This window comes from Labrys sp. KB_33_2 (assembly GCF_052114505.1).
In the GTDB taxonomy this organism is placed as follows: domain Bacteria; phylum Pseudomonadota; class Alphaproteobacteria; order Rhizobiales; family Labraceae; genus Labrys.
Window position 1 is genome coordinate 62,341 of record NZ_JBFREW010000012.1, and the last position, 24,177, is coordinate 86,517.

Genomic DNA, 24,177 nt, shown 5'->3' on the forward strand with positions numbered 1-24,177 from the left:
AAAGCTGAAGATGGACCTAAAAGAGAACGATCGTTTCCAAATTCATTTTCACGCATAGGCCCTGACGAAGAAGGCTACGGTCATGCCGATCGCGATCACCAACGTAGCGAGGCGCACGGCGGCGGATGGCAGACGGCGGCCCGCCTGGGCACCGAGATAGCCGCCCGCGAGCGCCCCGCCTCCCACCATCAGCGTCTGCGTCCATTCCACCGCCCCGGCGAGCGCGAAGCAGAGGACGGCGGCGCTATTGGCGGCGGTGACCATCAGCGTGCGCGCTGGGTTCAGCGCCTTGAAGTCGGCTCCATCGAGCAGGCTCCAGGCCGCGATCATCATCAGCCCGACGGCGCCGCCGAAATAGCCGCCATAAAGGCCGAGCAGGACCTGGATCGCCAGCACCACGGCAGGTCCCGCCGTCAGCCGCGCCCGCAACACAGCGCCGAGCCGAGGCCCGGCCGCCAGCATGAGGGTGGCGACCAGCAAGAGCCAGGGAAGCAGCTGGTCGAACATCGAGGTCGGCGTCCACAAGAGCAGCAGCGCGCCTGCCAAGCCGCCGGCCAGCGTAACCGCGAGCATCCATCCAGCCGGCGCGCCGCAGATCGGGTCAAAGCCGCTGCGATAGACATAAGCGCTGGCCGCGCCGCCGGGATAGAGCGCCACCGTACTCGAAGCATTCGCCGCAACCGAAGGCACGCCCGCAGCGATCAGGGCCGGCAGCGTCACGAAGGAACCGCCGCCCGCCATGGCGTTCATCGCGCCAGCAAGCAGCCCGGCACCAGCAAGCAGGAGAAAATCGGACATGCAGGCTTCCTGACATTCGGCCGTCTGCTTGACAATCGGGAAGATCCGATCCCTTCCTTCGGATAAAACGAAGGAAAGGATCATGCGTTTCGATCTCACGGATTTGCGCCTGTTCGAGGCAGCGGTACGGGCTGGCAGCATTTCCGGCGGAGCCGAGCGCATGCATATGGCACTTGCCTCCGCCAGCGCCCGGGTGAGCGGCATGGAGGCCGCGCTCGGCACCGCCCTCCTCACCCGAAGCCGCCGCGGCGTCGAGCCGACCGCCGCCGGGCGGGCGCTCCTGCATCACGCCCGCACCATCACCGCCCAGGTCGAGCAGATGCGCGGCGAGCTGCTGTCCTTTTCCTCCGGCCTCAAGGGCGAGATCCGCATGTTGTCGAACACCGCCGGGCTGGTCGAGCTGGTGCCGGCGGCACTGCGCGTCTTCCTGGCCAGCCATCCCGGCGTCGATATCGATCTGGAGGAAAGAACCAGCGCCGAGATCGTCGAGGCTGTCAGCGCCGGCACGGCCGAATTCGGCGTGATCGCTGCTACCGCCGATCTGGCCGAACTGGAAACACGCGCCCTCGGCGTTGATCGCCTGGTGGCCGTAACGGCCAGCGCCAGCGCTCTCGCGGCCCGGCCGGAGATCGGCTTTGCCGAACTGATCGGCGAGCCTTTCGTCGGCCTCGCCGGGGGCGCCCTCACCGACCATCTCGCCCGCCAGGCCGGCCGCCTGGGACGGCGCATCGCCTACCGCGTCAGGCTGCGCAGCTTCGATGCCGTCGCTCGCCTGGTCGAGGCCGGCATCGGCGTCGGCGTACTGCCGCTCGCCGCCGTCGAGCGCTATGGCAGCCCGCACCTTGCCACGCTGCGCCTCAGCGACGGCTGGGCCGACCGGCACCTGGTGGTCTGCGCCAAATCCCTCGCCGGCCTGTCGATGCATGCCCGCCTGCTCATCGACGAACTCGAGCGGCAGGGGGCGTCTCCGCGAGATTTGACTGGCTAGATCTCAGGCAAACACCACCTCGACCGTGCCGAGTTCTCCGAAATCGGCAGTGAAGGCCTGGCCGGCCACCGCCTGCAGGATCAGCGGTCCCCCGCCGATGGCGATGAGGTTGCCCGGCGGCACCTGCCGGCTGCGGCGCGCCAGATAGAGCGAAAGATCCGCGATGGCTGCCCTGACATCGGCCATTACACCTTCGCCATGGCTGCGGCCAACCACGGCGCCGTTCATGCTGGCGACGACCTCCATTCCCTTGAGATCGGCCAGGTGCCGGTCGTAGACGGGCACGCCCCTGGAGGTCGCGACATGCAGGCCGAAATCGGCCGTCGCTGTCCAGGAATTGAGCGGCACCGCGCCCTTCACCCGTCGGCCGAGGATCGTGATCATCGGCACGCAGCCGATGATGGCCTCCTCGATCTGCGCCGATGTCACCGGATGGTGCGGATCGGGATAGGAATCCCCCATCAGCAGGCCGAGGCTCCATTCGGCGCCCAGGACACCCGGCGGCAGGCGCAAGAGGGTGTGACTGGGCAGCATGCTCGCACCGAGCAGCGGCCCGAACACCGGACCGTCGCATTGCAGGACGCGCCGGGTGGCCGGGATCGTCGCCGTTGCAAAGTAGCCCACGACATTGTCGTCCATGGCGGCAAGCGCCGCATCCTGGACCTCCTCCGCCATCTGCTCCGATGAAATCAGGTGAAGCGGAAGATCGCCGATGCCGCTGCCTGAGCGATTGGAAGCCAGCGCCTCACCGAGTTCGGCAACCGACGCTCTCATTCTCATCCTCGATCGGTTCAAAGCCCTGCCCAGCAGCGCATTATACGGCTTTCCAAAGCTGGCCTTCAAATCAAGAGAGCATAATATTCCGCCCGCGTTTCATAAACGCCGCATAAGGAAAATGGATCGAGCGAAGACGATCGCCTGCGTGGGTGCCGTCCCTGCGGACAATGATACTTGCGAACGATACCCTGTTCGCCGGGGAACACTTGTCTGCCGCCAGGTCTGCTTTGATTGCTCCGGCACCTCAGGGCAATCCGCGTTGTGGCGAAAATACACTGGGCGCCGGTGGATCGAATGAACATGCGCGCCTTCCTATCCGTCGCCCTCCTCGCCAATCTGGCAGCGGCCTGCACCTACGGTCCGGCTTCGATCGAGACCGTCAAACCCTTCACCGGAAACGTACCGAGAATTCCCGGTAATTACGCCACTGAAGCCAGGCTGCCGAAGCCGGCGCGGGATCTGCCCACCATCGGCGTGCGAAGCACCCCGGAGTACCCGAGCGCATCGAACGACTATCAAAGCTGCGTGAATGGAGCGACCCGGCACGAAGTCAACAATGTTGCCGGTGTCGAAGCCTGCAACGGGGCCTATGCCTACGCACAATGAGCCGAAATCGCACCCGGCCAGCCTGAACGCGGCGGGACGATGGCGCGGGCGGGAACGGTGACGCCGCTCGACCTATGCCATTAAGTAAACTTAATGTGAGTCAGATCGCCTGCCGGAATGCGATTGCGGGTGCACAAAAGGCGAAGACTTTACCGGGTATTTAAGGTTTCCCTGCCACGCATGGAGCGCGAAGCGGGATGGTGGAGCTGATGAGATTCGAACTCACGACCTCTGCAGTGCGATTGCAGCGCTCTCCCAACTGAGCTACAGCCCCGGCTGCCCGGAAGCGTCGCCATTTAGTGTTCGCGCCTCCCTCCTGTCAAGCGGCCTTGCCACGCATGCTCGTTCGGAGCGGGGTCGGAATCGATCAAGTTTGGTTTTGCCGTATCGATGGATGTTTTCTCTAGAATTCTCAGTCTGGCGATCGCCTGGGCTTTCGAAATGGTCTTCGGCTATCCGCGCTGGCTTTATGCGCGGATCGGCCACCCTGTCACCTGGATGGGCACCCTCATCGGCTGGCTCGACCGGCGGCTGAACTTCGCGGAGGACGCCCCTTCCACCCGCCGGGGCGCCGGCATCGTCGCCACCGGCATCCTGGTGCTGATCGCCGGGCTCGGCGGCTACATCGTGGAGCGGCTCTGCCTTTCCGTCACCTACGGCTTCATTCCGCTCGGCCTGATCGCCTCCTCGCTGATCGCCTCCAAAAGCCTGGGCGACCATGTCGAGGATGTCGCGCACGGGCTGGAGGTCGGTGGCCTGGCCGGCGGACGCAAGGCGGTCTCGATGATCGTCGGGCGCAATCCCGAGACCCTGGACGAGCCGGGCGTGTGCCGTGCCGCGATCGAGAGCCTGGCCGAGAATTTCTCCGACGGCGTGGTGGCGCCGGTGTTCTGGTATGCCCTGTTCGGCCTGCCCGGCATCGCCGTCTACAAGATCATCAACACGGCCGATTCGATGATTGGCCACCGTACCCCGCGCTACCAGGCCTTCGGCTGGGCCGCCGCGCGGCTCGACGACTGGCTGAACCTCATCCCCGCCCGCCTGACCGCCCTGATCATCAGCGCGGCCGCCTTCATCAGCCATCGCCGGGGGCGGGCCGCCATCGCCGCCGTGCGGCGCGACGCCGGCAAGCATCGCTCGCCCAATGCCGGCTGGCCCGAGGCGGCCATGGCCGGCGCACTCGACCTGCGCCTCGCCGGCCCGCGCATCTATGGCGAGACCCTGGTGGAAGACGCCTATATGGGCAATGGCCGGGCCGATGCCGGCGCGACCGATATACGCCGCGCCCTCGATCTCTACCACATGGCCTGCGTGATCCTGTCGGCCGTGATCGGCCTGCTGACCTTCTACCTGATCTACAAGCAGTATCAGTGAGCGCATCCCCTCTCCCGGGTGGAGGGAGGGGTTGGCGTGAGGGCTTGCCGGCGCACGTGCACCCGCGATGAGCGATTTGGCGCCTCCGCCCTACAGCCCGGCAATCCGCGCGATCGCCGCCATGTCGAGATGGCCGGCGAGATGGGCGGCGAAGACGTCCAGCGTCTCTTCCACCACGGCTTCATAGGCCAGCGTACTGCCCTGCCCGCCGAGGCGGGTGAGCCAGGCGGCGCGCTGGCGGTCGTCGGCGAACAGGCCATGCACATAGCAGCCGGCGATACGGCCATCCGCCGAGGCAGCCCCATCGGCGCTGCCGTCGTCGAAACGCAGCAGCGGGCGAGCGAGCGCCGGCCCCTCGGTGACACCGACATGCATCTCATAGCCCGAGAAGGGTGCATCGTCCGCGCAGCTCTTCCCGCTTACCGCCACCAGACGCTTGTCGCCGCCGAGGCGCGTGACGGCGTCGAGGAGACCGAGGCCGTCGACCTCGCCCGGCGGCCCCTCGATGCCGTCGGGATCGGCAATGCGCCTGCCGAGCATCTGGTAGCCGCCGCACAGGCCGAGGACATGGCCGCCGCGCCGGACATGGGCGGATATGTCGATGTCCCAGCCCTCACCGCGCAGGAAGGCGAGGTCGGCGATGGTCGCCTTCGAACCGGGCAGGATGACGAGATCGGCCACCGGCAGGGGCTGGCCGGGCTTCACCATGACGAGATCGACCTCCGCCTCCTGGGCTAGCGGATCGAGATCGTCGAAATTGGAGATGCGCGGCATCATCGGCACCGCAATGGTCAGCTTGGCACCGGCACGACGGGAACCGTAGGAGCCGAGCGCCAGCGCATCCTCGGCCGGCAAGCGAGCGGCCTGCGGAAAATGCGGCACCAGGCCGAGGGCCGGCCAGCCCGAGCGCTCAGCGATGAAGGCCATGCCGTCGGCGAACAGGCTGGCATCGCCGCGCATCTTGTTGACGATGAAGCCCCGGATCAGGGCGGCATCCTCCGGATCGATAGCCGCCTGGGTGCCGAGGATCTGCGCGATCACACCGCCGCGGTCGATGTCGCCGGCCAGCAGCACGGGCGCGTTCACCGCGCGGGCAAAGCCCATATTGGCGATGTCGCCGGCGCGCAGGTTGACCTCCGAGGCCGAACCCGCTCCCTCGACGAGCACGAGATCGGCTTCGGCCCTCAGACGCTCGAAGCTGTCGAGCACATCAGCCATCAGCGCGGGCTTGAGCGCCTGGTAGTCACGCGCGCGAGCCGAGCCGCGCATGCGGCCCTGCACGATGATCTGGGCGCCGATCTCCGATTGCGGCTTCAGCAGCACCGGGTTCATGTGCACGCTGAGCGCGACCCGCGCCGCCCGGGCCTGGAGCGCCTGCGCCCGGCCAATCTCGCCGCCATCCTCGGTGACGGCGGCGTTGTTCGACATGTTCTGCGGCTTGAAGGGACGGACCCTCAGGCCTTGGTCGGCGAAATGGCGGCAGAGCCCCGCCACCAGCAGCGACTTGCCGACATCCGAGCCCGTGCCCTGGATCATGAGGATTTTGGCGGTCATCGGCGTCACGAACTCCTGCGCAGCCGCCCCAAGGGAATGAAGTCCGGCGACGTCGGCGTACAGGGCCGGCGCTCCCAGTCACCATACCAGGCCTCCACCTCCAGGCCCGCTTCGTCCAGCGCCTGTTCCAGCTCGGAACGCGAGGCAAAGGCAATACGCGAATGGGACGACAGCATCCGCCCCTCAGCAAGGATGCGATAGTGGGTGCCGTAGGTCACGATATCGGTGGCGGGGTCATGCGCGACGTCGTTCCAGGCCTCCACGGGCCCGAAACGTGGATGCTCGATCCGCCGGCTCGACTGCTCCGGCGTCCATTCGCGCCATTCGGCCACGGCCGGGTTGCGGCTATCGAAGATGAAGCGCCCCTCGGGCTCCAGATGTGCCGCGATCGTGCGCAGGGCGGCGATACGATCCTCCGGCGTGAGGAAGACCTGGAAGGCATGGCCGGTCATCACGATGAGGTCGAAGCGGCGGCCGAGACGCACGGTCCGGCCGTCGCCCTGCACCCAAGTCACCCTATCGCCCCCCGGGCGGCGGCGGGCAATATCGAGCATGGCAGTGGCGGGATCGACGCCAAATACGGTGCACTCAGGCTGAAGCGCCACTTCCGCCGCAAGATCGCCCGTGCCGCAGCCGAGATCGAGCACCGAAGCGCAGGCCGCCGCCAGAGACGCGCAGCATGCGCGATCGGCGCTCCACTCGTTCTCGACGTCATAGAAGCTGGCGATATCCGGATCCTCATAGAGCCGGTCGGGGCGGGCATTGTCGTGGTTCACGGGCTTGTCGATCCTGCTCAGCTCACGGGAGGAATTGCCTGCCTATCACCCCTATCCGGTGCCGCAAAGTCCGCCGATTCGCGACGCGTATTGCAACACCCTGTGCCCGACTGAACAGGCTTTGGTGCCAAACACGCATTTGGACATGGATTCGCCACGCACAGGCTTATGATGGGCGGGTACTGGAATCACCCGGCTGGGCTGTTTATCCTGCCGCCGATCGAGATATTTGGATGATGGCATGGCTGATCCCAAGGCAGGCATGAGCGAGGAAGCGGCCCGCGACGCGCGTGCCTTCGATACGCTCGTGCTGCGTGCAAGGCTTGCCCTATTCTGGGAACGAACCTGGCCGCGCCTGGCCGTGCCGCTGGGCATCGCCGGCCTGTTCGTGGCGCTGAGCTGGTTCGATCTGTTCGCCGTGCTGGCGGGCCTGCCGCGACTTCTCCTCTTCCTGGTCTTCCTTGCCGGTCTCCTCGCCTCGCTCTGGCCGCTCACCCGCTTGCGGCTTCCCAATCGGGATGCGGCGCTGCAGCGCATCGACCAGGCTATCGGCCTGCCGCATCGGCCGGCCACCACCCGTCAGGACAGGATGGTGCAAGGAGGCGGGGACCCGCTCGCCGAAGCGCTATGGCGCCGGCATCTGCGCCTCGCCTTGGAGGCGAGCCGCCGCGTGCGCCTCGGCCTTCCCTCGCCGGGCCTGCCGCAGCTCGATCGCTATGGCCTGCGCGTCGGTGCCATCCTGGCCCTGTTCGTCGGCTTCTTCTATGCCGGGGCCGAACGCCTGCCGCGCCTCCTCGACGCTCTTGCCTCCCCCAGACACGACATCGCCGCGCTGTTCTCAGGCGAAAACGGCGAACAGCCTGGCATGCGCATGGACGCCTGGGTGACGCCGCCGCCCTATACGCGCCGCGCGCCCCAGGTCCTCTCGCAGGCCAATCAGGGCGCGCCGATCCCGGTGCCGCAGGGCTCCGTCCTGGTCGTGCGCCTTGCCGGCGACAAAGGCGCGACAATCTCGGGCACCGAGATCGCGGCACAGGCCGGCACCGAGGACGTCCCCTCTTCGGCGGCGACGGATCAGGAAGCGGCCGTCGTCGAAAAACGCCTCAAGCTGATGGCCGATACCGGCGTCGATATCAGGCATGGCGACGGCAGCCTGACGCGCTTTGTCTTCACCGTCATCCCCGACAGGCCGCCCACCATCGCCTTCGAGGGGCCGGTGAAGCCCGACGGCAAGGGCGGCATGATCTTCAGCTACAAGATCGACGATGACTACGGCGCCACCGCCGTCGAAAGCCAAGGCACGCTGTTGACGGATGGCCATCCGCTCTATCAGCCGCCGAAGATCGCCCTCTCCGCGCCGGCAGGCCATGCCCGCTCCGGCACGGTGACGGCGACGCGCAATCTTTCGGCCGATCCGCTGGCTGGCGCAACCGTCAAGATGACGCTGGTGGTGCGTGACGATGCCGGCAATGAAGGTCGCAGCGAGCCGCAGGACGTCACCCTGCCCCAGCGCGAGTTCCAAAATCCGCTCGCCCGCGCCCTGGTGGAGCAGCGCCTCAACCTGGCCGTCGATGCCAACCAGGCCCGCGAGATCAAATACGCGCTGGAAGCGCTGATGATCGCGCCGGAGGACTTCACCAAGGACGCCGGCCTCTATCTCGGCCTGCGGACCGTGCGCGACCGGCTCGACCGCGCCAATTCCGATGACGCCTATCGCGACGCCGCCGACTATCTCTGGCAGATCGCGCTCGCCATCGAGGAGGGCGACGGCACGCTCGCCGAACGCCAACTCAAGGCCGCGCGCGAAAAGCTGAAGGAAGCGCTGGAACGCGGTGCCTCGCCAGAGGAGATCGAAAAGCTCACCCAGGAATTGCGACAGGCCCTCAACGATTTCCTGCAGGACTATGCCAAGCGCCAGCAGCAGGCCCTCAAGCACAATCAGAAGCCCGGCGACAAGCCCGCGCGCAACATCACCCCGGAGGAATTGAACAAGCTGCTCGACCAGCTCGAGAATTCGGCCAAGAACGGCAAGAAGGACGATGCGCAGAAGCTGCTCTCGCAGCTCGACGACATCCTCAACAACCTGGCCAATCCCGAGGACAGCGTCGGCCAGGGCGATCCCTCGATGCAGCAGATGCAGCAATCGCTCAACGACATGGGCAAGATGATCCTGCGCCAGCAGCGCCTGCGCGACCAGACCTATCGCCAGAACCAGCCCTTCGGTCAGGGACAGGAGGGCCAGGGACAGGACGGACAAGGGCAAAACGGACAGGGCCAGGAGGGCCAAGGTCAGAGCGATCAAGGCCCGGGTGATCAAGGCCAAGGCGGACAGGGTCAGGGCGGACAGGGTCAGGGGCCGTCTGGCCAGGGGCAGCAAGGCCAAAACGGGCAAGGGCAGCAGGGCAACCCGGATCAAGGCGGCCAGGGCGAGGCTTCCCCCTCCCTCGACCAGCTGAAGGAGCGCCAGCAGGCGCTGCGCCAGCAATTGGAGAAGATGCAGAAGAATCTGCGCGAGAGCGGCGCGGAGACACCCGGCTCCCTGGGTGAGGCCGGGCAGGCCATGCGCGATGCCGAAAACCAGCTCGGCGAGCAGGATGGTGAAAACGCCGTCAATTCGCAGGGGCGGGCGATCGAAGCCATGCGCAAGGCGGCAAAGGGGCTCGCCGAGCAGATGGCGCAGGCCCGCAAGAACGGCAAGGGCCCGCAGCAGGGCAACAACCGTGGTGGTCGCGATCCTCTCGGCCGGCAACTCAACGGCCCCGACCCCGGTGCGGACGGATCGACCGAAGCCTCCCCCTCGAGGCGCGCCGGTGAAGTGCTGAACGAACTGCGCCGCCGCCTCGCCGATCCCAACCGCCCCAAGGCGGAGACGGATTACCTGGAGCGCCTGCTCAACAAGCAGTGAACGATCACTCGAAAGCAGGCGGAGCGCCTGCGTTCGCCCTTAACACTGGCTTGCTCCTGGGACGGCTTCGAAGGCGGGAAGGAAGACACCTGCCAAGGGCCTATTCGGCTCGGCCGAGCCTGGCGCAAACCTTCAATGCCACGGCGCCTCAATGCATGGCGATGCCCGTTGCGCGCGCCGGCGCCACCTTGCCAAAGTCGGTCAATGGTGGGACACACGCCCGGTCATAAAGGAACCGGCCGCGCCATGAATCCCTCCTCCGAAACGGTCGCAGGAAGCGCCAATTCTACCTCGGCGCTGCGCTACTGGCTGGCCGGCGCGGGCCTGATCGCCCTCGCGGCGCTGATTCTCTTCGCCATGGGCCGCAATCCGATCTGCACCTGCGGCACGGTGAAGCTCTGGGTCGGCGATCCCAACACCGCCGACAATTCCCAGCACATCGCCGACTGGTACACGCTCTCGCACGTCATCCACGGCTTCCTGTTCTTTGGCCTGTTCTGGCTGGTGGCGCGGGGTCGCCCGCTGGGCTTTCGGGCCCTCTTGGCTCTGGTGGTCGAGGCGGGCTGGGAGATCCTCGAAAACAGCCCGCTGATCATCAACCGCTATCGCGAGGGCACCATCGCGCTGGGCTATGAGGGCGACAGCATCCTGAACTCGGTGAGCGACATCCTGTTCATGCTGGTGGGCTTCCTCATCGCCTCGCGCCTGCCCGTCTGGGTGACGGTGGCGCTCGCCATCTTCTTCGAGCTGCTCGCGCTCTATGCCATCCGCGACAATCTCACCCTCAACGTCCTCATGCTGGTCTACCCGATCGCCGGCATCAAAGCTTGGCAGGGCGGACTGTAAGGCTTCCCGGCCGGTTGACAAATCGGCCTCTCCCTCCCCAAGTCGCAGCATTGCGAAGGGAACCGACCGCCTCGGCCAAAGCGTTTTACGATTTGACGTAATCGGCAAGAATCGCAAAGACGCGTTGAAGTGATGAGCTAGAATAATAGGGTCTTCGGTCATGAACGCGCTTTGCTCCGGCGCACGCCGCATCCTCTTCCTCAGCGTCTCCGCTGGAGCCGGCCATATGCGGGCAGCCGAAGCGCTGAAGGAAGCCACGCTCTTGCTGGCGCCCGATGCCAAGGCGATGCATCTGGACGTGATGGACTATGTGCCGTCGACCTTCCGCAAGATCTACACCGATTATTACATCAAGCTCGTCACCAAGCATCCGGCCCTGTGGGGCATGCTCTACCAGGCGAGTTCGGAAGCCCAGCCCGACGCGGTCTCCCAGAAATTGCGGCGGGCGGTGGAACGCCTCTCGACCCGGCCGCTGCGCAGCGCCATCGACGATTTCGCGCCCGACGCCATCGTCTGCACCCATTTCCTGCCGGCCGAACTCCTGATGCGCGAGATCGGCAAGGGGCGGCTCGACGTGCCGGTCTTCGTGCAGATCACCGATTTCGACCTCCACCGCATGTGGGTGATCCCGCGCATGTCCGGCTTCTTCGCCGGCAATGAGGAGGTCGCGTTCCGGCTGCGTGCCCATGGCATCGAGGCAGACCATATCCACGTTACCGGCATTCCGATCATGCCGGCCTTCGCGCAGAATCATGACCGCGCCGCCTGTGCCGCCGCCTTCGGGCTCGATCCCGCCAAGCGCACCTATCTGTTGATGGGCGGCGGTGCCGGCCTCGGCGTCGGGCCGGTGGCCAAGCGCCTCATCGCCGCCGATCCCGAGCTCCAGCTCGTGGTGCTGGCCGGCAAGAACAAGAAGACGCTGGAGGAACTCGAGGCCCTGGCCGCGAGCCAGCCCGGCCGGCTCTTTCCGCTCGGCTTCACCAATGAGGTGCCACGCCTGATGGCGGCGGCGGATCTCGTCATCACCAAGCCCGGGGGCCTGTCCACCTCCGAATGCCTGGCGATGGGCGTGCCGATGCTGCTCAGTTCCCCCATCCCAGGGCAGGAGGAGCGCAACGCCGATTATCTCATGGAGAACGGCGCGGCCATGAAGGCCATCGACGAGATCGGACTCGAGTACCATGTCGCCCTGCTGAAGGCCGAGCCGGGGCGCCTGGAAACCATGCGCCGCCAGGCCGGCACCCTCGGCCGCCCCGAGGCCGGGCGGGACGCCATGCGCATCGTGCTGGAGGCTCTGGCGTGACCGGCCTCGACCTTCCGCACGCCCCGGCCGTAGCGCGGCGCGGCGGCCTCGCCCAACCGCTGGCGCTCGTCGTCCTGGTGCTCGTGCTCGCCTTCTTCTTCGCCAATGTCGAGATCCAGATCGAAGGCGGTCATGGTTGGGCTACCAGCCTGCCGACCTGGCGCATCGAGCATCACTGGCTGCTCGACATCTTCTGGGGCGGCCGGCCCATGACCGGCTATCACGCCTGGGTGTTCCCGTTCATGGCGATCTTCTTCCATTTTCCTCTGGTGTTCGCCTGGGCCTGGTCCTGGCGGCTGGAAGCGCGCGTGATCGCCTGCATCATGATCTTCTGGCTGAGCGAGGACTTCCTGTGGTTCGTCCTGAACCCCGCCTTTGGCCTCGCCCGCTTCAGCCCCGAATTCGTGCCCTGGCACATCCACTGGTTCTGGGTGGCGCCGGTGGACTACTGGACGATGTCGACTGCAGGCATCGTACTGCTTATCTGGTCTTATCGGGGCTGGGAACGCCTGTTTCCGAAGGCATAGACGAAACCGCGAAAATCGGCTCCAAGGACGATGTTCCTTCAGGGTTGCACGATGATTCGCCGCTCACTGTCCTTTGCATTGCTTTGCGTTTTACTTGCCGCCTCGCCCGCCCTTGCCCGAGACGCCGGCATCTGCCGCGGCTTCAATATCGAGGACGATCCGCTCGGCGTCGATCTCTACGAAGTCACCGCGCCGGGCCGGACCTATTTCGTCAAGAGCGCCTCTTCGGACGGCGAGGATTGCCCCTCGACCTCGGCCGAATGCCAGGCCCGCAGCTTCCTGATCACCGGCGACCGCGTGGTGGTGAACCGCACTTCCGGCGGCTTTGCCTGCGCGAGCTATCTCAACCGCAAGGGTTCGGACGTGGCGCTGTGGCTGCCCCTCTCGGCCCTGCGCAAGAGCAATGTCCAGCCCGATTGGAAAGGCAATTGGCGCAACGCCGAAGGCAACGCCATCCTCGATATCAAGGAAATCAAGGGCGGTGACATCTCGGTGAACGGCTCGGCCTCCTATAACAACGGCCAGAGCGTCAATACCGGCGAATTCAACGTCTTCGGCGAGGCGCGGGAGTCGACGCTCACCTTCGCCTATGACGGCGAAAAACAAGGGCGCATCGAAGATGCCCGCAGCGGCGACGGCACCTGCACCGTGCGCATGGCCCAGCTCGGCCCCTATATCGCGGTGGTCGACAACAATGCCTGCGGCGGGTTGAACGTCACCTTCACCGGCCTTTATTTCAGGCAATGATCAGAGAAAGAGACATGTTCCGTTCCAGTCTGGGCGCCGTAGTGCTGCTCGCCGCCGCCACCGGTTCCGCCTTCGCCGCCAACGGCGTCTGCCGCGGCTTCAACTTCCAGAACGACCTTTCCGCCATCGGCCTCTACGAGGTTGCCGAGAGCGGACGCACCTTCTTCATCAAGGGACCGACCAGCCAGCGTGAAAGCTGCCCGTCCCTCTCGCCGGCCTGCCGGCAGCGTTCCTTCCTGGTCGAGGGCGACAAGGTGGTGGTGAACGAGATCGAGGGCGATTTCGCCTGCGCCAACTATGTCGACCGCAAGGGCACGGACATTGCGAGCTGGCTGCCCTTGTCATCCCTCTCGCGGGTCCAGGTCCAGCCGCGCTGGGACGGCCGCTGGAGCACCTATGACGGGCGCTCGGTCATCACCATCAAGACGACCGGCAACGGCCGCATGTTCGTGCGCGGCAACGCCACCTACGATGCCGGTACCTATGTCAACACAGGCGAATTCGAGGTCGAGGGCGACGCCAACGAGCAGGACTTCGCCTTCGGCTATTATGGCGGCCAGCAGATGGGCTATGAGGAGGCCAATGCGGGCCCCAAGCGTTGCGCGGCCCGCATGGTCCAGCTCGGGCCCTATATCGCGGTGATCGACAACGATGCCTGCGGCGGCGAGAACGTGCGCTTCACGGGGCTTTATTCGCGGCAGTGATTGAAGCGCGAACATCTCAGCAACATGAATGCATGTCGCTGAGATGTCCGCGCACCAAATTTGCCTACCCCCGCATCCTCAGCCCTTTGGGATCGAACAGCGGCTCGGGCGCCACCCTGGCCGGGCGGCGGTCACCGATGATCTCGATCTCATAGGGCGCCGAGGCGTCGAAGGCCGCCGCCTCGACATAGCCGAGCGCCACCGAGGCCTTGGCGTGATGGGCATAGCCGCCCGAGGTGACCCAGCCCACCACCTTGCCATCGAGCCAGATCGGCTCGTCGCCGATGACGTCGGCATGAAGGGCGTCGACCACGAAGGTGGCGAGGCGGCGCCTCGGGCCTTCATCGCGGGCGCGCAGCAATGCATCGCGTCCGATATAATCGTTCTTCTGGGTCGAGACGAAGCGCTCGAGCCCAGCCTCCCAGGGCGTATATACAGGCCGGTATTCGCGCGACCAGGAGCCGAAGCTCTTTTCCAGGCGCAGCGAGTTGAGGGCGCGCCCGCCGAACAGCCTGATGCCAAGACCGGCGCCTTCCTTCATCAGCAGATCGAACAGCGCGCGCTGGTGCTCGGGCTTGACCCAGATTTCATAGCCGAGATCGCCCGTATAGGTGACGCGCCCGATCAGGGCGGGCAGGATGCCGACATTGAAGCGGCCGACCGCCATGAACGGGAAGGCGTCCTTCGAGAGATCGGCGTCAACGAGGCGGGCGAGGAGTTCGCGCGACTTCGGGCCGGCGATCTGCAAGCCGACGAGGTCGAGGCCATGGGCGCGCAAATTGACGCCGGCCTCGGGCAGGCGGGCCTGGAACCAGCGCATGTGATATTGCTCAGCAAGCCCCGAGCCGAAGATCATGAAGCGGTCGTCGGCCTCGCGAGCCAACGTGAAATCGCCGATCAGCATGCCGTTTTCGTTCAGCATGGGCGTGAGCACCATGCGCCCCCTCGCCGGCAGGCGGTTGGGCAGGATGGTATCGAGCCAGGCTTCCGCCCCCTTGCCTGAGATCTCGTATTTGGCGAAGTTCGAGATCTCGAGCAGGCCGACGCCCTCGCGCACCGCGGCACTCTCGGCGGCGACATGCGGGAAGTCATTGGCGCGGCGGAAGGAGAAATCGTCCTTGGCCTCTTCCTTGGAGGGCGCGAACCAGAGCGCGTGTTCCAGGCCGTTCATGTCGCCGAACACGGCGTTGTGGCTCTCCAACCGGTCATAGACAGGCGTGGTGCGAAAGGGACGCGCCGCCAGCAGTTCCTCGTTGGGGAAGCGTATCCGGAAGCGGCGGGCGTAGTTCTCGCGCACCTTGGCGTTGGTGTGGGAGAGCGTGGTCCAGTCGCCATAGCGGGCGACATCCATGCCCCAGACGTCGAAGCCGGGATCGCCATGCACCATCCAGTTGGACAAGGCGAGGCCGACGCCGCCACCCTGGGAGAAGCCGGCCATGACGCCGCAGGCCACCCAGTAATTGCGCAGGCCCCTGATCGGGCCGACCAGCGGGTTGCCATCCGGCGCGAAGGTGAAGGGTCCGTTGATGACGCGGCGGATGCCGGCATTCTCGAAGGCCGGGAAGTGACGGAAGCCGACTTCCAGCGACGGGGCGATGCGGTCGAGATCGGGTTCGAGCAGGTTTTGGCCGAAATCCCAGGGCGTGGTCTTCTCCGACCAGGGCTTGCAGGCCTGCTCATAGGTGCCGAGCAGCATGCCGCCGCGCTCCTGGCGCATATAGATCTCGCCCTCGAAATCGAGCGCGGTGATCACCTCCTTGCCGGTGGAGGCGTTGATCTCGGCGACCTCGGGCATGTCCTCGGTGAGGAAGTACATATGCTCCATGGCGAGCACGGGCAGCTCGAGGCCGACCATGCGGCCGCATTCGCGCGCCCACAGCCCGCCGCAGTTCACCACATGCTCGGCGTGGATATTACCCTGCTCGGTGACGACGTCCCAGCTGCCGTCCTCGCGCTGGGCCATGTCGACGACGCGGTTGCGCAGCACGATCTCGGCGCCGAGGATCTTCGCCGATTTCGCATAGGCGTGGGTGGTGCCGTAGGGGTCGAGATGGCCCTCCAGTGGATCGTACATCGCACCGGCGAACTGCTTTTCGTCGATCAGCGGCATCAGCTTCTTGGCTTCGGCGGCCGAGATGATCTCGGTGTGCATGCCCAGATACCGGCCCTTGGCATGGGCCATCTTCAGCCAGTCCATGCGTTCCTTGGTGCCGGCCAGCATGACGCCACCGGTGAGATGCAGGCCGCAGGACTGGCCGGACAGTTCTTCGATCTCCCGGTATAGCTCCACGGTATATTGCTGCAGCTTGGCGACATTGGGATCGCCGTTAAGCGTGTGGAAGCCCCCCGCGGCGTGCCAGGTCGAACCCGCCGTCAGCTCCGCGCGCTCGATCAAGGTGATGTCCGTCCAGCCGGCCTTGGCGAGATGGTAGAGCACCGAGCAACCGACGACGCCACCGCCGATGACGAGGACACGGGTGTGGGATTTCATGGGGGAGTTCCTTGGTGTGGGATTCCCATCTCCCAGGTTGGGAAAGGGGCCAGGGGTGAGGGTTGGGACCAACGCCTATCCCCTCACCCCCAGCCCCCAGGCCATTCCAAGTGGAATGGCCGATACCGACTCGGGAGAGGGGAGTAACGTTTCAAAAATCCGTGGGCGCGCCGCCCTCTTCCTTGCGCTTCGCCACGAAGGCCGCGAGCTCCTCGCGGATGGTCGGATCCATCGGCGGTTCCTCATAGGCAGCGAGGCGTTCCTTGTAGATCCGGTTGGCGCGGTCATAGCCGGTGGGCGATCCCGCCTCCTGCCAGGTCTCGTAATTGCGCCAGTCGGAGATCATCGGAGCGAAGAAGGCATTGCGATAGCGTGCCTGGGTGTGGGCGCAGCCGAAGAAATGGCCGCCGGGCCCGACCTCGCGGATCGCCTCCAGCGCCAGTTCGTCGTCATCGACCTGGAAGGGCATCAGGAAATGCGTGATCATGTCGAGAAGGTCGGCATCAACAACCATCTTCTCGAAGCTCGCATGCAGGCCACCTTCCATCCAGCCGGCGCCATGCATCAGCAGGTTGACCCCGCCCATCACCGCGCCCCACAGCGAGAACACGCTTTCATAGGCGGCCTGTACGTCAATGGTGTTGGCCGCGCAGGTGTTAGAGGAACGGTAGGGCAGGCCGTAGCGGCGGGCGAGCTGGCCGCCCACCAGCGCCGCCTTCATCTGCTCGGGCGTACCGAAGGCGGGCGCGCCGGTCTTCATGTCAACATTGGAAGTGAAGCCGCCATAGGCGAAGGGCGAGCCCGGCCGCACCGACTGGGCCAGCACCAGCCCGGCCAGCGCCTCGGCATTCTGCTGGGCCACGGCGCCGGCGATCGTCACCGGCGCCATGGCGCCCGCCAGGGTGAAGGGCGTCAGCACAGTAACCTGGTTGCGGCGCGCCATCTGGATCACGCCCTCCATCATTGGCGTATCCAGGCGCAACGGCGAGGAGGAGTTGATGATGGTGAAGAGCGAGGGTTCGCGCTCCAGCGTCTCCTGGTCGATGCCGCGGGCGATGCGCGCCATCTCGATGGCGTCGAGATTGCGCTCGCGGCCCAGCGAATAAGCGTGGATCGGCTTGTCCGACAGGGTCAGCATGTCCGAGAGCGCATCGAGATGGCGCACGGAGGCATGGATGTCGGCCGGCTCGACCGGATAGCCGCCCCACAGATGGATGGTGTCGAGCGTTTGCCCAAGCCGGATGAGGTTCTGGTAGTCCTTGCGATTGCCAGGCCGGCGGCCGCCCTCGCGGTCGGCCACATTGGGGGCGCTCGCCACCGAGCAGAAGGCGAGATGATCGCCGCCGAGCACAACGTTGCGGGCCGGATTGCGCGCATGCAGCGTGAAGCTTTCAGGTGCGAGGCCAATCTTGGCCTCCACCAGACCGTGGGGAAAGCGCACCCTGTCGGAACCCGGATCAACCTCGGCGCCTTCGGCCTTGAGAATGGCCTTGGCCTCGGCATGCAGCACGTCGAGGCCGATCTCTTCCAGGATCTGCAGCGCGGCGAGATGGATGGCCTCGAGCTGGTCGTCCGAGACGGCCTTCACCGCCGGAAACGGGCGCCGGGGCTGGGGCTTGCGAGCCGGGGCCGCACCACCGGCACGCTGGCGCTCCTCGCGGCCACGGCGGCGCGGCCGCTCCGAGGTTTCGAGCGAAAGTTCCATCGGAGTTTCCATGGCGTGCCATTCCCCTGTCCGAAGAGCACGGGCCTGTCATCCCCGGCCGAGCCCTTTATGGGCGAGTGGAAGGGGATCCAGGGGCCACGAGGCATTTTGGGCTCCTGGATCCCCTTCCCGAGGCCTGCGGCCTCGCCGGGGATGACAGCACTCTTCGATTCACGAATTCGAAGAGAGCCTAGCGCGCACCTGGACCTGCCGCCACGGCGAAACGGCGCTATCGTTTTTTTGGATCGGGCCATCGAATAAAGGCGCACACGGCGCGCAGGGAGCGGAGATAGAGTTGGTGTGCCGGTCTGCTCAGCTCCATCGAAATCGATGGAGCGGGACCGGCATCTTCCGGCCTCCCATGCCGGTCTGAAGACCGGCACACCGAAACAGAGTTCCCCATGTCCCGCTACCAGCTTTCCCATCTGCCACGCATCACCGGAGGGCCGGGGGCCCGGGAACTCGCCGGTGAGCTTGCATCCGCCAGGCTCGGCAAGGGGGCGCAGGTGCTGCTGGTCGCCGATCCCGGCCTGAAGGCGACCGGCCTGATCGACGATGTCGAGGCGTCGCTGCGCAAGGCCGGGCTCGGCGTCTCCGTCTTCACCGAATTCGGTGGCGATCCCACCATTGCCTCGGCCGATGCCGCAGCCGCCCAGGCACGGCGCACCAAGGCCAAGGCTGTGATCTCGCTCGGCGGAGGCTCCGCTCTCGACCTCGGCAAGGTGGTAGCCGCCGTCGCGACCACGGCCGCCACGGCCCGACGCTCCGCGCAGGACTACGAATTGTGCAAGCGCCCCTTTCCACGCAAGCGCCTGGTCTCATTGGTCATCCCCACTACCTCCGGCACGGGCTCCGAATGCACCCGCACCGCCATCCTCACCCGCTCGGACAAGGCCAAGGTCTGGCTCTGGGGCGAGGAGCTCAAGCCCGACGAGGTGATCCTCGATCCGGAAACCACGCTCTCTTTGCCGCCTGTGCTGACGGCCTGGACCGGCATCGACGCCCTCGTCCACGCGCTGGAGGCCACCACCAACGGCAACGCCACGCCGGCCAACAACGTCTATGCACATGAGGCCATCCGCCTCGCCGTCGCCAACCTGCCCGATGCCGTCGGCAAGGGCAGCGACCTCGCCGCCCGCGAGGGGCTGCAGCGCGCCGCGGCGCTGGGGGGCATCGCCATCGACAATTGCGGCACCGCCGTCGCCCATAATATCGGCCATGCGCTGGGCTCGCTCCGCCCGGTCCAGCATGGCCGCTCGGTGGCGCTCGGCATGATCGCCACGCTCGATTGGAACATCGAAGGCGATGACGGGCGCTTCGCCGCCGCCGCGCGGGCGATGGGGCTCGCATCATCAGCCGCCTTGCCCGCCGCCTTCGAGAAGCTGGTGCGCGCCATCGGTATCAAGGTCTCGCTTGCCGACGAATTCGCCGGCATCACCTCGACGCGCCTCGCCGAGCAGATGGCCCGGCCCGAAAATGCCGCGATGCGCACGTCCAACCGTCGCACGATCGAGGAGGCCGACCTGATCCGCTTCGCCGAACGCGTGCTGACGCAGGCCTAGGAGCGCAGTGCCTCCAAGAGGCGGACGTCCCGTCCGCTCTTCCTATCGACACGCCCTTCGTTTTCAAAAGCCGGCTTAAAGCCGGCGGTCCCAGGAAGGCCCCCATGCTCACCACCCCCCTCACCCGCTCCGACTGGGAAGCCAAGGCCGCAGCCCTCAAGCCGGAAGGCCGCGCCTTCATCGGCGGCCGCTACGTTCCCGCTCTTTCCGGCAAGACATTCACGAAGACCTCACCCATCGACGGCCGGACGATTGCCGAGGTCGCCGATTGCGGCGCAGAGGACATCGAGGCGGCCGTGACATCAGCCCGCGCCGCCTTCGAGGATGGGCGCTGGCGCCTGAAGCCGCCAGCCGAGAAGAAACGCATCCTGCTACGCTTCGCCGAGCTGATCCGGGCCGATCTCGAGCATCTGGCTTTGCTTGAAACCCTCGACGTCGGCAAGGTCATTGGCAACTCGCTCGCCGTCGACGTGCCCTTCTGCGCCGACTGCATCCAGTATTACGCCGAGTTCGCCGACAAGAGCTTCGACGAGGTTGCGCCAACCGGACCCAACGATCTCGCCATTGTCAGGCGCGAACCGCTCGGGGTGATCGGCGCCATCGTGCCCTGGAACTACCCGCTGATCATCACCGCCTGGAAGATCGGCCCTGCCTTGGTCGCCGGCAACTGCGTGGTGCTGAAGCCGGCGGAGCAGTCGCCACTCTCGGCGCTGCGTCTGGGCGAACTCGCCCGACAGGCCGGCCTGCCGGACGGCGTGCTCAACGTTGTGCCCGGTTTCGGCGAGAAAGCCGGCAAGCCCCTGGCACTGCATCCTGACGTCGACATGATCTCCTTCACCGGCTCTACCGAAGTGGGCAAGCTGATGCTGCGCTATGCCGGCGAGAGCAACATGAAGCGCGTGGCGCTGGAATGCGGCGGCAAGAGCCCGCATGTCGTGCTTGGTGACGCCGATCTCGACGCCGCCGCTTCCGGCATCGCCTGGGGCATCTTCTATAATCAGGGCGAGACTTGCCACGCCGGCTCGCGCGTGATCGCCCATGCCTCGATCAAGGACGAACTGGTCCGGAAGATCGGTGAGGTCGCCAAGAGCCAGATCCCACTCGGCCATCCGCTCGATCCAACAGCCCAGATGGGCGCCCTGGTCGAAAAGGGCCATATGGAGCGCGTGCTCAGCTATATCGACATCGGCACACGCGAAGGCGCGACGGTGGCCCATGGCGGCAGCCAGGCGATGGCAGGGAGCGGCGGCTACTATGTCGAGGCCACCATCCTCGACGGTGTCGAGCCGCAGCACCGCGTGGCTCGCGAAGAAATCTTCGGCCCGGTCGTGGTCGTCAGCACCTTCACCGACGAGAGCGAAGCGCTGCGCATGGCCAATGATTCCATCTACGGCCTCGCTGCCGCGGTGTGGACCGGCAATATGAACGCCGCGCACCGCTTCACCTCGGGCATTCGCGCCGGCACGGTGTGGGTGAACTGCTTCGACCGCTCTTCGCTCGCCACGCCTTTCGGCGGCTTCCGGCAATCGGGCTTCGGCCGCGACCGCTCCCCCCACGCCATCGAGAAGTACATGGATTTCAAGACAGTGTGGACAGCGTACTGATTTGGAGCGCGGACATCCCATGAAAATCACCAGCATCGAGATTACCCATCACCGCCTGCCCCTCGACCCGCCCTTCCATGCGAGCTGGGATTCGAAGCCGCGCACCGCCTTCGACGCTACCATCGTGCGGGTGACCACCGATGAGGGCCTCACCGGCTATGGCTCCGGCGACACCATGACCGGCTTCGAGGGCCATGAGCGCTTCTTCATCGGCCAAGATCCGATGGCGATCGAACGCCATTACCGCATCCTCTCCAACATCCAGTTCCATTACGGCCGTTGCTGGCCGCTGGACCTGGCATTGTGGGACCTCGCCGGCAAGATCACCGGCCAGCCGGTGTGGAAGCTGCTCGGCGGCCTTTCGAACAAGGTGGCCGCCTATGCCTCCTCGGGCACGCTGCGCAAGCCCGAGGAACTCGCCGACGCGGCCGAGGCCTATCTCGGCCAGGGCTTCAAGGCACTGAAGATCCGCTTCCATCGCGGCGACTGGCGGGCCGACATCAAGGCGTTGGAGGCGGTGCGGGCCCGTATCGGCAACCGGCTCGACCTGATGGTCGACTGCAACCAGGGCTGGCGCATGTCCTGGGACGCCTATGCGCCGTGGACGCTCAAGGAGGCGATCCCTGTCGCCCGCGAACTCGAACGGCTCGGCGTCTACTGGATGGAGGAGCCACTGCACCGCTCCGACCGGGAAGGCATGCGGCGCCTGCGCGAAATGGTCGACATCCGCATCGCCGGCGGCGAGATGACGCGCGAGCTCTACGAGTTTCGCGACCTCATCCGCGATGGCTGCCTGGACGTGCTGCAGCCCGACGCCGCCTTGGTCGGGGGCATCACCGGCCTGCGCCGCGTCGCTGCGATGGCGCAGGAGAACAATCTCACCTTCACGCCGCATACCTGGACCAATGGCATGGGCGTCGCCGCCAACTGCCACCTGACCGCGGGCCTCGCCGACGCGCCCTTCATCGAATTTCCCTACGACCCGCCGGAATGGAGCCTGCCGCGCCGCGACTTCATGATGACCGAGCCCCTGGCGGTCGACGGCGAGGGCATGATCACGCTGAGCGAAACGCCCGGCATGGGCTACGCACTGGACGAGAAGATGCTGGCGAAGACGCGGATCGGCTGAGGTTTTCGCTCCTATCGTCCCCGATGCCGCGACAGCACGAGCGTGGCGCGCGCCCTGATACCGGGAAAGCGGGTGTTCACCCCGCTCCAGCGCCAGAACAGCCGATTGCCTCGCCGCCAGGCCGTCACCATGCCGCCGTCGACGCAGGTGCCGCGGCCGTAGCGGATATGCTCGCGGTAACGCACGATGGCGCCGTGCTGGCTGCGCCGGATCAGTACCCCGCCGCAATGCAGGCTGGGATAGTCGATGCGGGCGTTGCCGTTGATGTCGAAGACGAGATGGATGCGCCAGCGGCTCGGCGGCGCGCCGCGCTCGCTCTGCACGCCGGTACCGACCCAGGCGAGATGGCGCTTGGCCGGCAGCGTGGCGGCAAGCGCCGGAACCGTCGCGGCGACGAACAGGAAAGTGAGGACGAGACGGAGCATGGTCTTCATCCCCTTTGCCTAGCCAGAGCCACGGGCCTTGGCAAGACGATGTCACTCACGGTTGCGAAGAGGTAAGCTCGCCTTCGAAATAGCGGGGAAAACGCATCATGGCCGATGCCGGTGATTTCAGGCGGATCGCCCTGTCGCTCGCGGGCACCAGCGAGGCGCCGCATTTCGAGCGCACCGCCTTCAAGGCCGTGCGCATCTACGCCACCCTCGCCCCCGACGGCCTGAGCGCCAATCTGCGCTTCACGCCGGAAGAGCAGGAATTCAAATGCCTGCTTGCCCCTGATGTTTTCCGCCCTGTTACCAATGCCTGGGGCCGGCAGGGCTGGACCACGCTCACCCTCTCAGCCGCGAGCGAAGCGGAATTGCAGGACGCGCTCGCGATGGCGTGGAGGCACGGTGCACCGGCGAAGAAAAAGCGATGAGTTCATTCCATGCCGCCTCGGCGTGCCTTGTTTCGATTCCGGTCCCGTGGGAGAGAATCGGAAACGGAAGCAGAAAAAGGGTTGGAATGACCGAGCATATTGCAATCGGGGCTGTCTACGCCCGAGCTTGGGTCCTGTTCCGGCAACGTTTCATCTGGCTGATATTGCTCAATGTTCTACAGACTGTGGGCGTGTCGATCGGCTTGTTCCTGCGAGAATTCTTCCTGGCGGCGTCTGTGTCTCCCAATGCGCCCTCTTACTATGTTCTCGCCATCCATCCGGCCGGTGCCTACGGCCTGCCGGTTGCAGCCGGTGCTCTGTTCCTGTTTGCCAGCATGGGCATGGTGCTGGTGATGGATGAGGGGCGCACCACAAGGACCAGCAGCGCCTGGGGTTCCCTGCTGCGGCGCTTCGTGCCGGTTCTGCTTGCCGTCGTCCTGTGTTTCGCCGCGCTCGGCTTCATCCTTTATGGTTGGGTCACCCTCATGGAGAGCCTGTCGCGCTATTTCGCCAGCCGTATCCTCCTGCTCGGCCTCAGCCTCGCGACCTTGGTCCTTCTGATCACCGTCTCCGCCCTGCTCTTCGCCACGCTGCCGGCGGCCGTGCTGGAACGCGGCGGCCCGTTCAAAGCCATCCGTCGCAGTTTCTCCCTTACCGCAGGGCAGCGCTGGCGGATCGCCGCCATCATCATGTTGCTGCTTCTGGGGCTGGTCATCGCCTTCATGATCATGCGGATAATCGCGCCCCCTCTTGGCGCCACGCTGGGCCTCTCCAGCAGCACCACCGTGGCAATCGCGATCTGGCTTGCCTACGACCTGTTCCTGTTGATGCTCAGCTTGCTGGTCATGGCGGCCTATCAGCAGATGGTCCGCCTCAAGGACGGTATTTCGGCCGAGGATGCCGGCAAGGTCTTTGAATAAGGCCC

21 protein-coding genes and 1 tRNA gene are annotated in these 24,177 nt (G+C 65.9%); 14 read left to right on the top strand and 8 right to left on the bottom strand.

Features of this window, described 5'->3' with window-relative positions; translation table 11 throughout:
- Positions 1-48 precede the first annotated feature (48 nt).
- The gene (locus AB4037_RS21570; RefSeq protein WP_434959329.1) at positions 49-798 is read right to left on the bottom strand and encodes a sulfite exporter TauE/SafE family protein; all 750 of its coding nucleotides are present in this window, start codon (positions 796-798) and stop codon (positions 49-51) included.
- 82 nt (positions 799-880) lie between these two features.
- On the opposite strand from AB4037_RS21570, the gene AB4037_RS21575 reads away from it, so the two are divergent.
- A complete protein-coding gene (locus AB4037_RS21575) occupies positions 881-1,786 on the top strand; it encodes a LysR family transcriptional regulator (RefSeq protein WP_441772896.1) in 906 nt (301 codons plus the stop codon).
- A 3-nt stretch (positions 1,787-1,789) separates the two neighbouring features.
- Here AB4037_RS21575 and AB4037_RS21580 read toward each other — a convergent pair whose 3' ends face one another.
- Positions 1,790-2,560, bottom strand: coding sequence for a hypothetical protein (locus tag AB4037_RS21580; protein WP_441772897.1), 771 nt, complete (start codon positions 2,558-2,560; stop codon positions 1,790-1,792).
- Between the two features lie 297 nt (positions 2,561-2,857).
- Here AB4037_RS21580 and AB4037_RS21585 point away from each other — a divergent pair, with 297 nt between their 5' ends.
- Positions 2,858-3,169, top strand: coding sequence for a hypothetical protein (locus AB4037_RS21585; protein WP_441772898.1), 312 nt, complete (start codon positions 2,858-2,860; stop codon positions 3,167-3,169).
- Positions 3,170-3,367: 198 nt separating this feature from the next.
- Here the strand turns inward: AB4037_RS21585 and AB4037_RS21590 are convergent.
- A tRNA-Ala gene (locus tag AB4037_RS21590) sits at positions 3,368-3,443 on the bottom strand.
- Positions 3,444-3,559: 116 nt separating this feature from the next.
- Here AB4037_RS21590 and cbiB point away from each other — a divergent pair.
- Positions 3,560-4,543, top strand: a complete 984-nt coding sequence (gene cbiB / locus AB4037_RS21595) for an adenosylcobinamide-phosphate synthase CbiB (protein WP_441772899.1) — start codon at positions 3,560-3,562, stop codon at positions 4,541-4,543.
- A 90-nt stretch (positions 4,544-4,633) separates the two neighbouring features.
- Here the strand turns inward: cbiB and AB4037_RS21600 are convergent, their stop codons facing one another.
- A complete protein-coding gene (locus tag AB4037_RS21600) occupies positions 4,634-6,097 on the bottom strand; it encodes a cobyric acid synthase (protein ID WP_441772900.1) in 1,464 nt (487 codons plus the stop codon).
- A 5-nt stretch (positions 6,098-6,102) separates the two neighbouring features.
- Positions 6,103-6,873: a class I SAM-dependent methyltransferase gene (locus tag AB4037_RS21605; protein WP_434959323.1), complete on the bottom strand. Its 771-nt coding sequence runs from the start codon at positions 6,871-6,873 to the stop codon at positions 6,103-6,105.
- A 241-nt stretch (positions 6,874-7,114) separates the two neighbouring features.
- Here AB4037_RS21605 and AB4037_RS21610 point away from each other — a divergent pair, with 241 nt between their 5' ends.
- From AB4037_RS21610 to AB4037_RS21635, 6 genes are all read left to right on the top strand, one after another.
- Positions 7,115-9,778, top strand: a complete 2,664-nt coding sequence (locus AB4037_RS21610) for a TIGR02302 family protein (RefSeq protein ID WP_441772901.1) — start codon at positions 7,115-7,117, stop codon at positions 9,776-9,778.
- A gap of 246 nt (positions 9,779-10,024) precedes the next feature.
- Complete coding sequence (locus tag AB4037_RS21615; RefSeq protein WP_434959321.1) at positions 10,025-10,624, top strand: DUF2585 domain-containing protein; 600 nt, start codon at positions 10,025-10,027, stop codon at positions 10,622-10,624.
- A gap of 160 nt (positions 10,625-10,784) precedes the next feature.
- Positions 10,785-11,927: an MGDG synthase family glycosyltransferase gene (locus AB4037_RS21620; RefSeq protein ID WP_434959320.1), complete on the top strand. Its 1,143-nt coding sequence runs from the start codon at positions 10,785-10,787 to the stop codon at positions 11,925-11,927.
- Positions 11,924-12,454 carry a hypothetical protein gene (locus AB4037_RS21625; protein WP_434959319.1) on the top strand — a complete coding sequence of 177 codons (531 nt, stop codon included), beginning with the start codon at positions 11,924-11,926 and terminating at the stop codon, positions 12,452-12,454. The genes AB4037_RS21620 and AB4037_RS21625 overlap by 4 nt, the downstream gene beginning before the upstream one ends.
- 51 nt (positions 12,455-12,505) lie before the next feature.
- Complete coding sequence (locus tag AB4037_RS21630) at positions 12,506-13,201, top strand: hypothetical protein (RefSeq protein WP_434959318.1); 696 nt, start codon at positions 12,506-12,508, stop codon at positions 13,199-13,201.
- A 14-nt stretch (positions 13,202-13,215) separates the two neighbouring features.
- Complete coding sequence (locus AB4037_RS21635; protein ID WP_441772902.1) at positions 13,216-13,905, top strand: hypothetical protein; 690 nt, start codon at positions 13,216-13,218, stop codon at positions 13,903-13,905.
- A 64-nt stretch (positions 13,906-13,969) separates the two neighbouring features.
- On the opposite strand, the gene AB4037_RS21640 is transcribed toward AB4037_RS21635, so the two are convergent.
- Both AB4037_RS21640 and AB4037_RS21645 read right to left on the bottom strand, forming a co-directional pair.
- Entirely contained in the window at positions 13,970-16,396 is a 2,427-nt protein-coding gene (locus AB4037_RS21640) for a GcvT family protein (RefSeq protein ID WP_441772903.1), read from the bottom strand.
- Between the two features lie 151 nt (positions 16,397-16,547).
- Positions 16,548-18,101 (bottom strand): trimethylamine methyltransferase family protein, encoded by a 1,554-nt coding sequence (locus AB4037_RS21645; RefSeq protein WP_441772904.1) that lies wholly within the window; start codon positions 18,099-18,101, stop codon positions 16,548-16,550.
- 401 nt (positions 18,102-18,502) lie between these two features.
- On the opposite strand from AB4037_RS21645, the gene AB4037_RS21650 reads away from it, so the two are divergent.
- The 3 genes from AB4037_RS21650 (at position 18,503) to AB4037_RS21660 (ending at position 22,396) form a co-directional block, all read left to right on the top strand.
- Positions 18,503-19,663, top strand: coding sequence for an iron-containing alcohol dehydrogenase (locus AB4037_RS21650; RefSeq protein ID WP_434959314.1), 1,161 nt, complete (start codon positions 18,503-18,505; stop codon positions 19,661-19,663).
- A gap of 104 nt (positions 19,664-19,767) precedes the next feature.
- Complete coding sequence (locus AB4037_RS21655) at positions 19,768-21,267, top strand: aldehyde dehydrogenase (RefSeq protein ID WP_434959313.1); 1,500 nt, start codon at positions 19,768-19,770, stop codon at positions 21,265-21,267.
- Between the two features lie 19 nt (positions 21,268-21,286).
- Complete coding sequence (locus AB4037_RS21660; RefSeq protein ID WP_434959312.1) at positions 21,287-22,396, top strand: mandelate racemase/muconate lactonizing enzyme family protein; 1,110 nt, start codon at positions 21,287-21,289, stop codon at positions 22,394-22,396.
- An 11-nt stretch (positions 22,397-22,407) separates the two neighbouring features.
- Here AB4037_RS21660 and AB4037_RS21665 read toward each other — a convergent pair whose 3' ends face one another.
- On the bottom strand, positions 22,408-22,821 hold the full coding sequence (locus AB4037_RS21665) for a hypothetical protein (RefSeq protein ID WP_434959311.1): 414 nt from the start codon (positions 22,819-22,821) through the stop codon (positions 22,408-22,410).
- Between the two features lie 107 nt (positions 22,822-22,928).
- Between AB4037_RS21665 and AB4037_RS21670 the strand changes: the two genes are divergently transcribed.
- Positions 22,929-23,252 carry an MmcQ/YjbR family DNA-binding protein gene (locus tag AB4037_RS21670; RefSeq protein WP_441772905.1) on the top strand — a complete coding sequence of 108 codons (324 nt, stop codon included), beginning with the start codon at positions 22,929-22,931 and terminating at the stop codon, positions 23,250-23,252.
- Between the two features lie 86 nt (positions 23,253-23,338).
- A complete protein-coding gene (locus AB4037_RS21675; protein ID WP_434959309.1) occupies positions 23,339-24,172 on the top strand; it encodes a hypothetical protein in 834 nt (277 codons plus the stop codon).
- Positions 24,173-24,177: the final 5 nt, after the last annotated feature.

Coding starts and splice junctions, on each gene's coding strand:
- AB4037_RS21665 (WP_434959311.1), bottom strand. CDS start 22,821: ATGCTCCGTCTCGTCCTCACTTTCCTGTTCGTCGCCGCGACGGTTCCG.
- AB4037_RS21600 (WP_441772900.1), bottom strand. CDS start 6,097: ATGACCGCCAAAATCCTCATGATCCAGGGCACGGGCTCGGATGTCGGC.
- AB4037_RS21675 (WP_434959309.1), top strand. CDS start 23,339: ATGACCGAGCATATTGCAATCGGGGCTGTCTACGCCCGAGCTTGGGTC.
- AB4037_RS21620 (WP_434959320.1), top strand. CDS start 10,785: ATGAACGCGCTTTGCTCCGGCGCACGCCGCATCCTCTTCCTCAGCGTC.
- AB4037_RS21655 (WP_434959313.1), top strand. CDS start 19,768: ATGCTCACCACCCCCCTCACCCGCTCCGACTGGGAAGCCAAGGCCGCA.
- AB4037_RS21585 (WP_441772898.1), top strand. CDS start 2,858: ATGAACATGCGCGCCTTCCTATCCGTCGCCCTCCTCGCCAATCTGGCA.
- AB4037_RS21640 (WP_441772903.1), bottom strand. CDS start 16,396: ATGAAATCCCACACCCGTGTCCTCGTCATCGGCGGTGGCGTCGTCGGT.
- AB4037_RS21635 (WP_441772902.1), top strand. CDS start 13,216: ATGTTCCGTTCCAGTCTGGGCGCCGTAGTGCTGCTCGCCGCCGCCACC.
- AB4037_RS21575 (WP_441772896.1), top strand. CDS start 881: ATGCGTTTCGATCTCACGGATTTGCGCCTGTTCGAGGCAGCGGTACGG.
- AB4037_RS21645 (WP_441772904.1), bottom strand. CDS start 18,101: ATGGAACTTTCGCTCGAAACCTCGGAGCGGCCGCGCCGCCGTGGCCGC.
- AB4037_RS21615 (WP_434959321.1), top strand. CDS start 10,025: ATGAATCCCTCCTCCGAAACGGTCGCAGGAAGCGCCAATTCTACCTCG.
- AB4037_RS21670 (WP_441772905.1), top strand. CDS start 22,929: ATGGCCGATGCCGGTGATTTCAGGCGGATCGCCCTGTCGCTCGCGGGC.
- AB4037_RS21570 (WP_434959329.1), bottom strand. CDS start 798: ATGTCCGATTTTCTCCTGCTTGCTGGTGCCGGGCTGCTTGCTGGCGCG.
- AB4037_RS21650 (WP_434959314.1), top strand. CDS start 18,503: ATGTCCCGCTACCAGCTTTCCCATCTGCCACGCATCACCGGAGGGCCG.
- AB4037_RS21660 (WP_434959312.1), top strand. CDS start 21,287: ATGAAAATCACCAGCATCGAGATTACCCATCACCGCCTGCCCCTCGAC.
- AB4037_RS21610 (WP_441772901.1), top strand. CDS start 7,115: ATGGCTGATCCCAAGGCAGGCATGAGCGAGGAAGCGGCCCGCGACGCG.
- AB4037_RS21580 (WP_441772897.1), bottom strand. CDS start 2,560: ATGAGAGCGTCGGTTGCCGAACTCGGTGAGGCGCTGGCTTCCAATCGC.
- cbiB (WP_441772899.1), top strand. CDS start 3,560: ATGGATGTTTTCTCTAGAATTCTCAGTCTGGCGATCGCCTGGGCTTTC.
- AB4037_RS21630 (WP_434959318.1), top strand. CDS start 12,506: ATGATTCGCCGCTCACTGTCCTTTGCATTGCTTTGCGTTTTACTTGCC.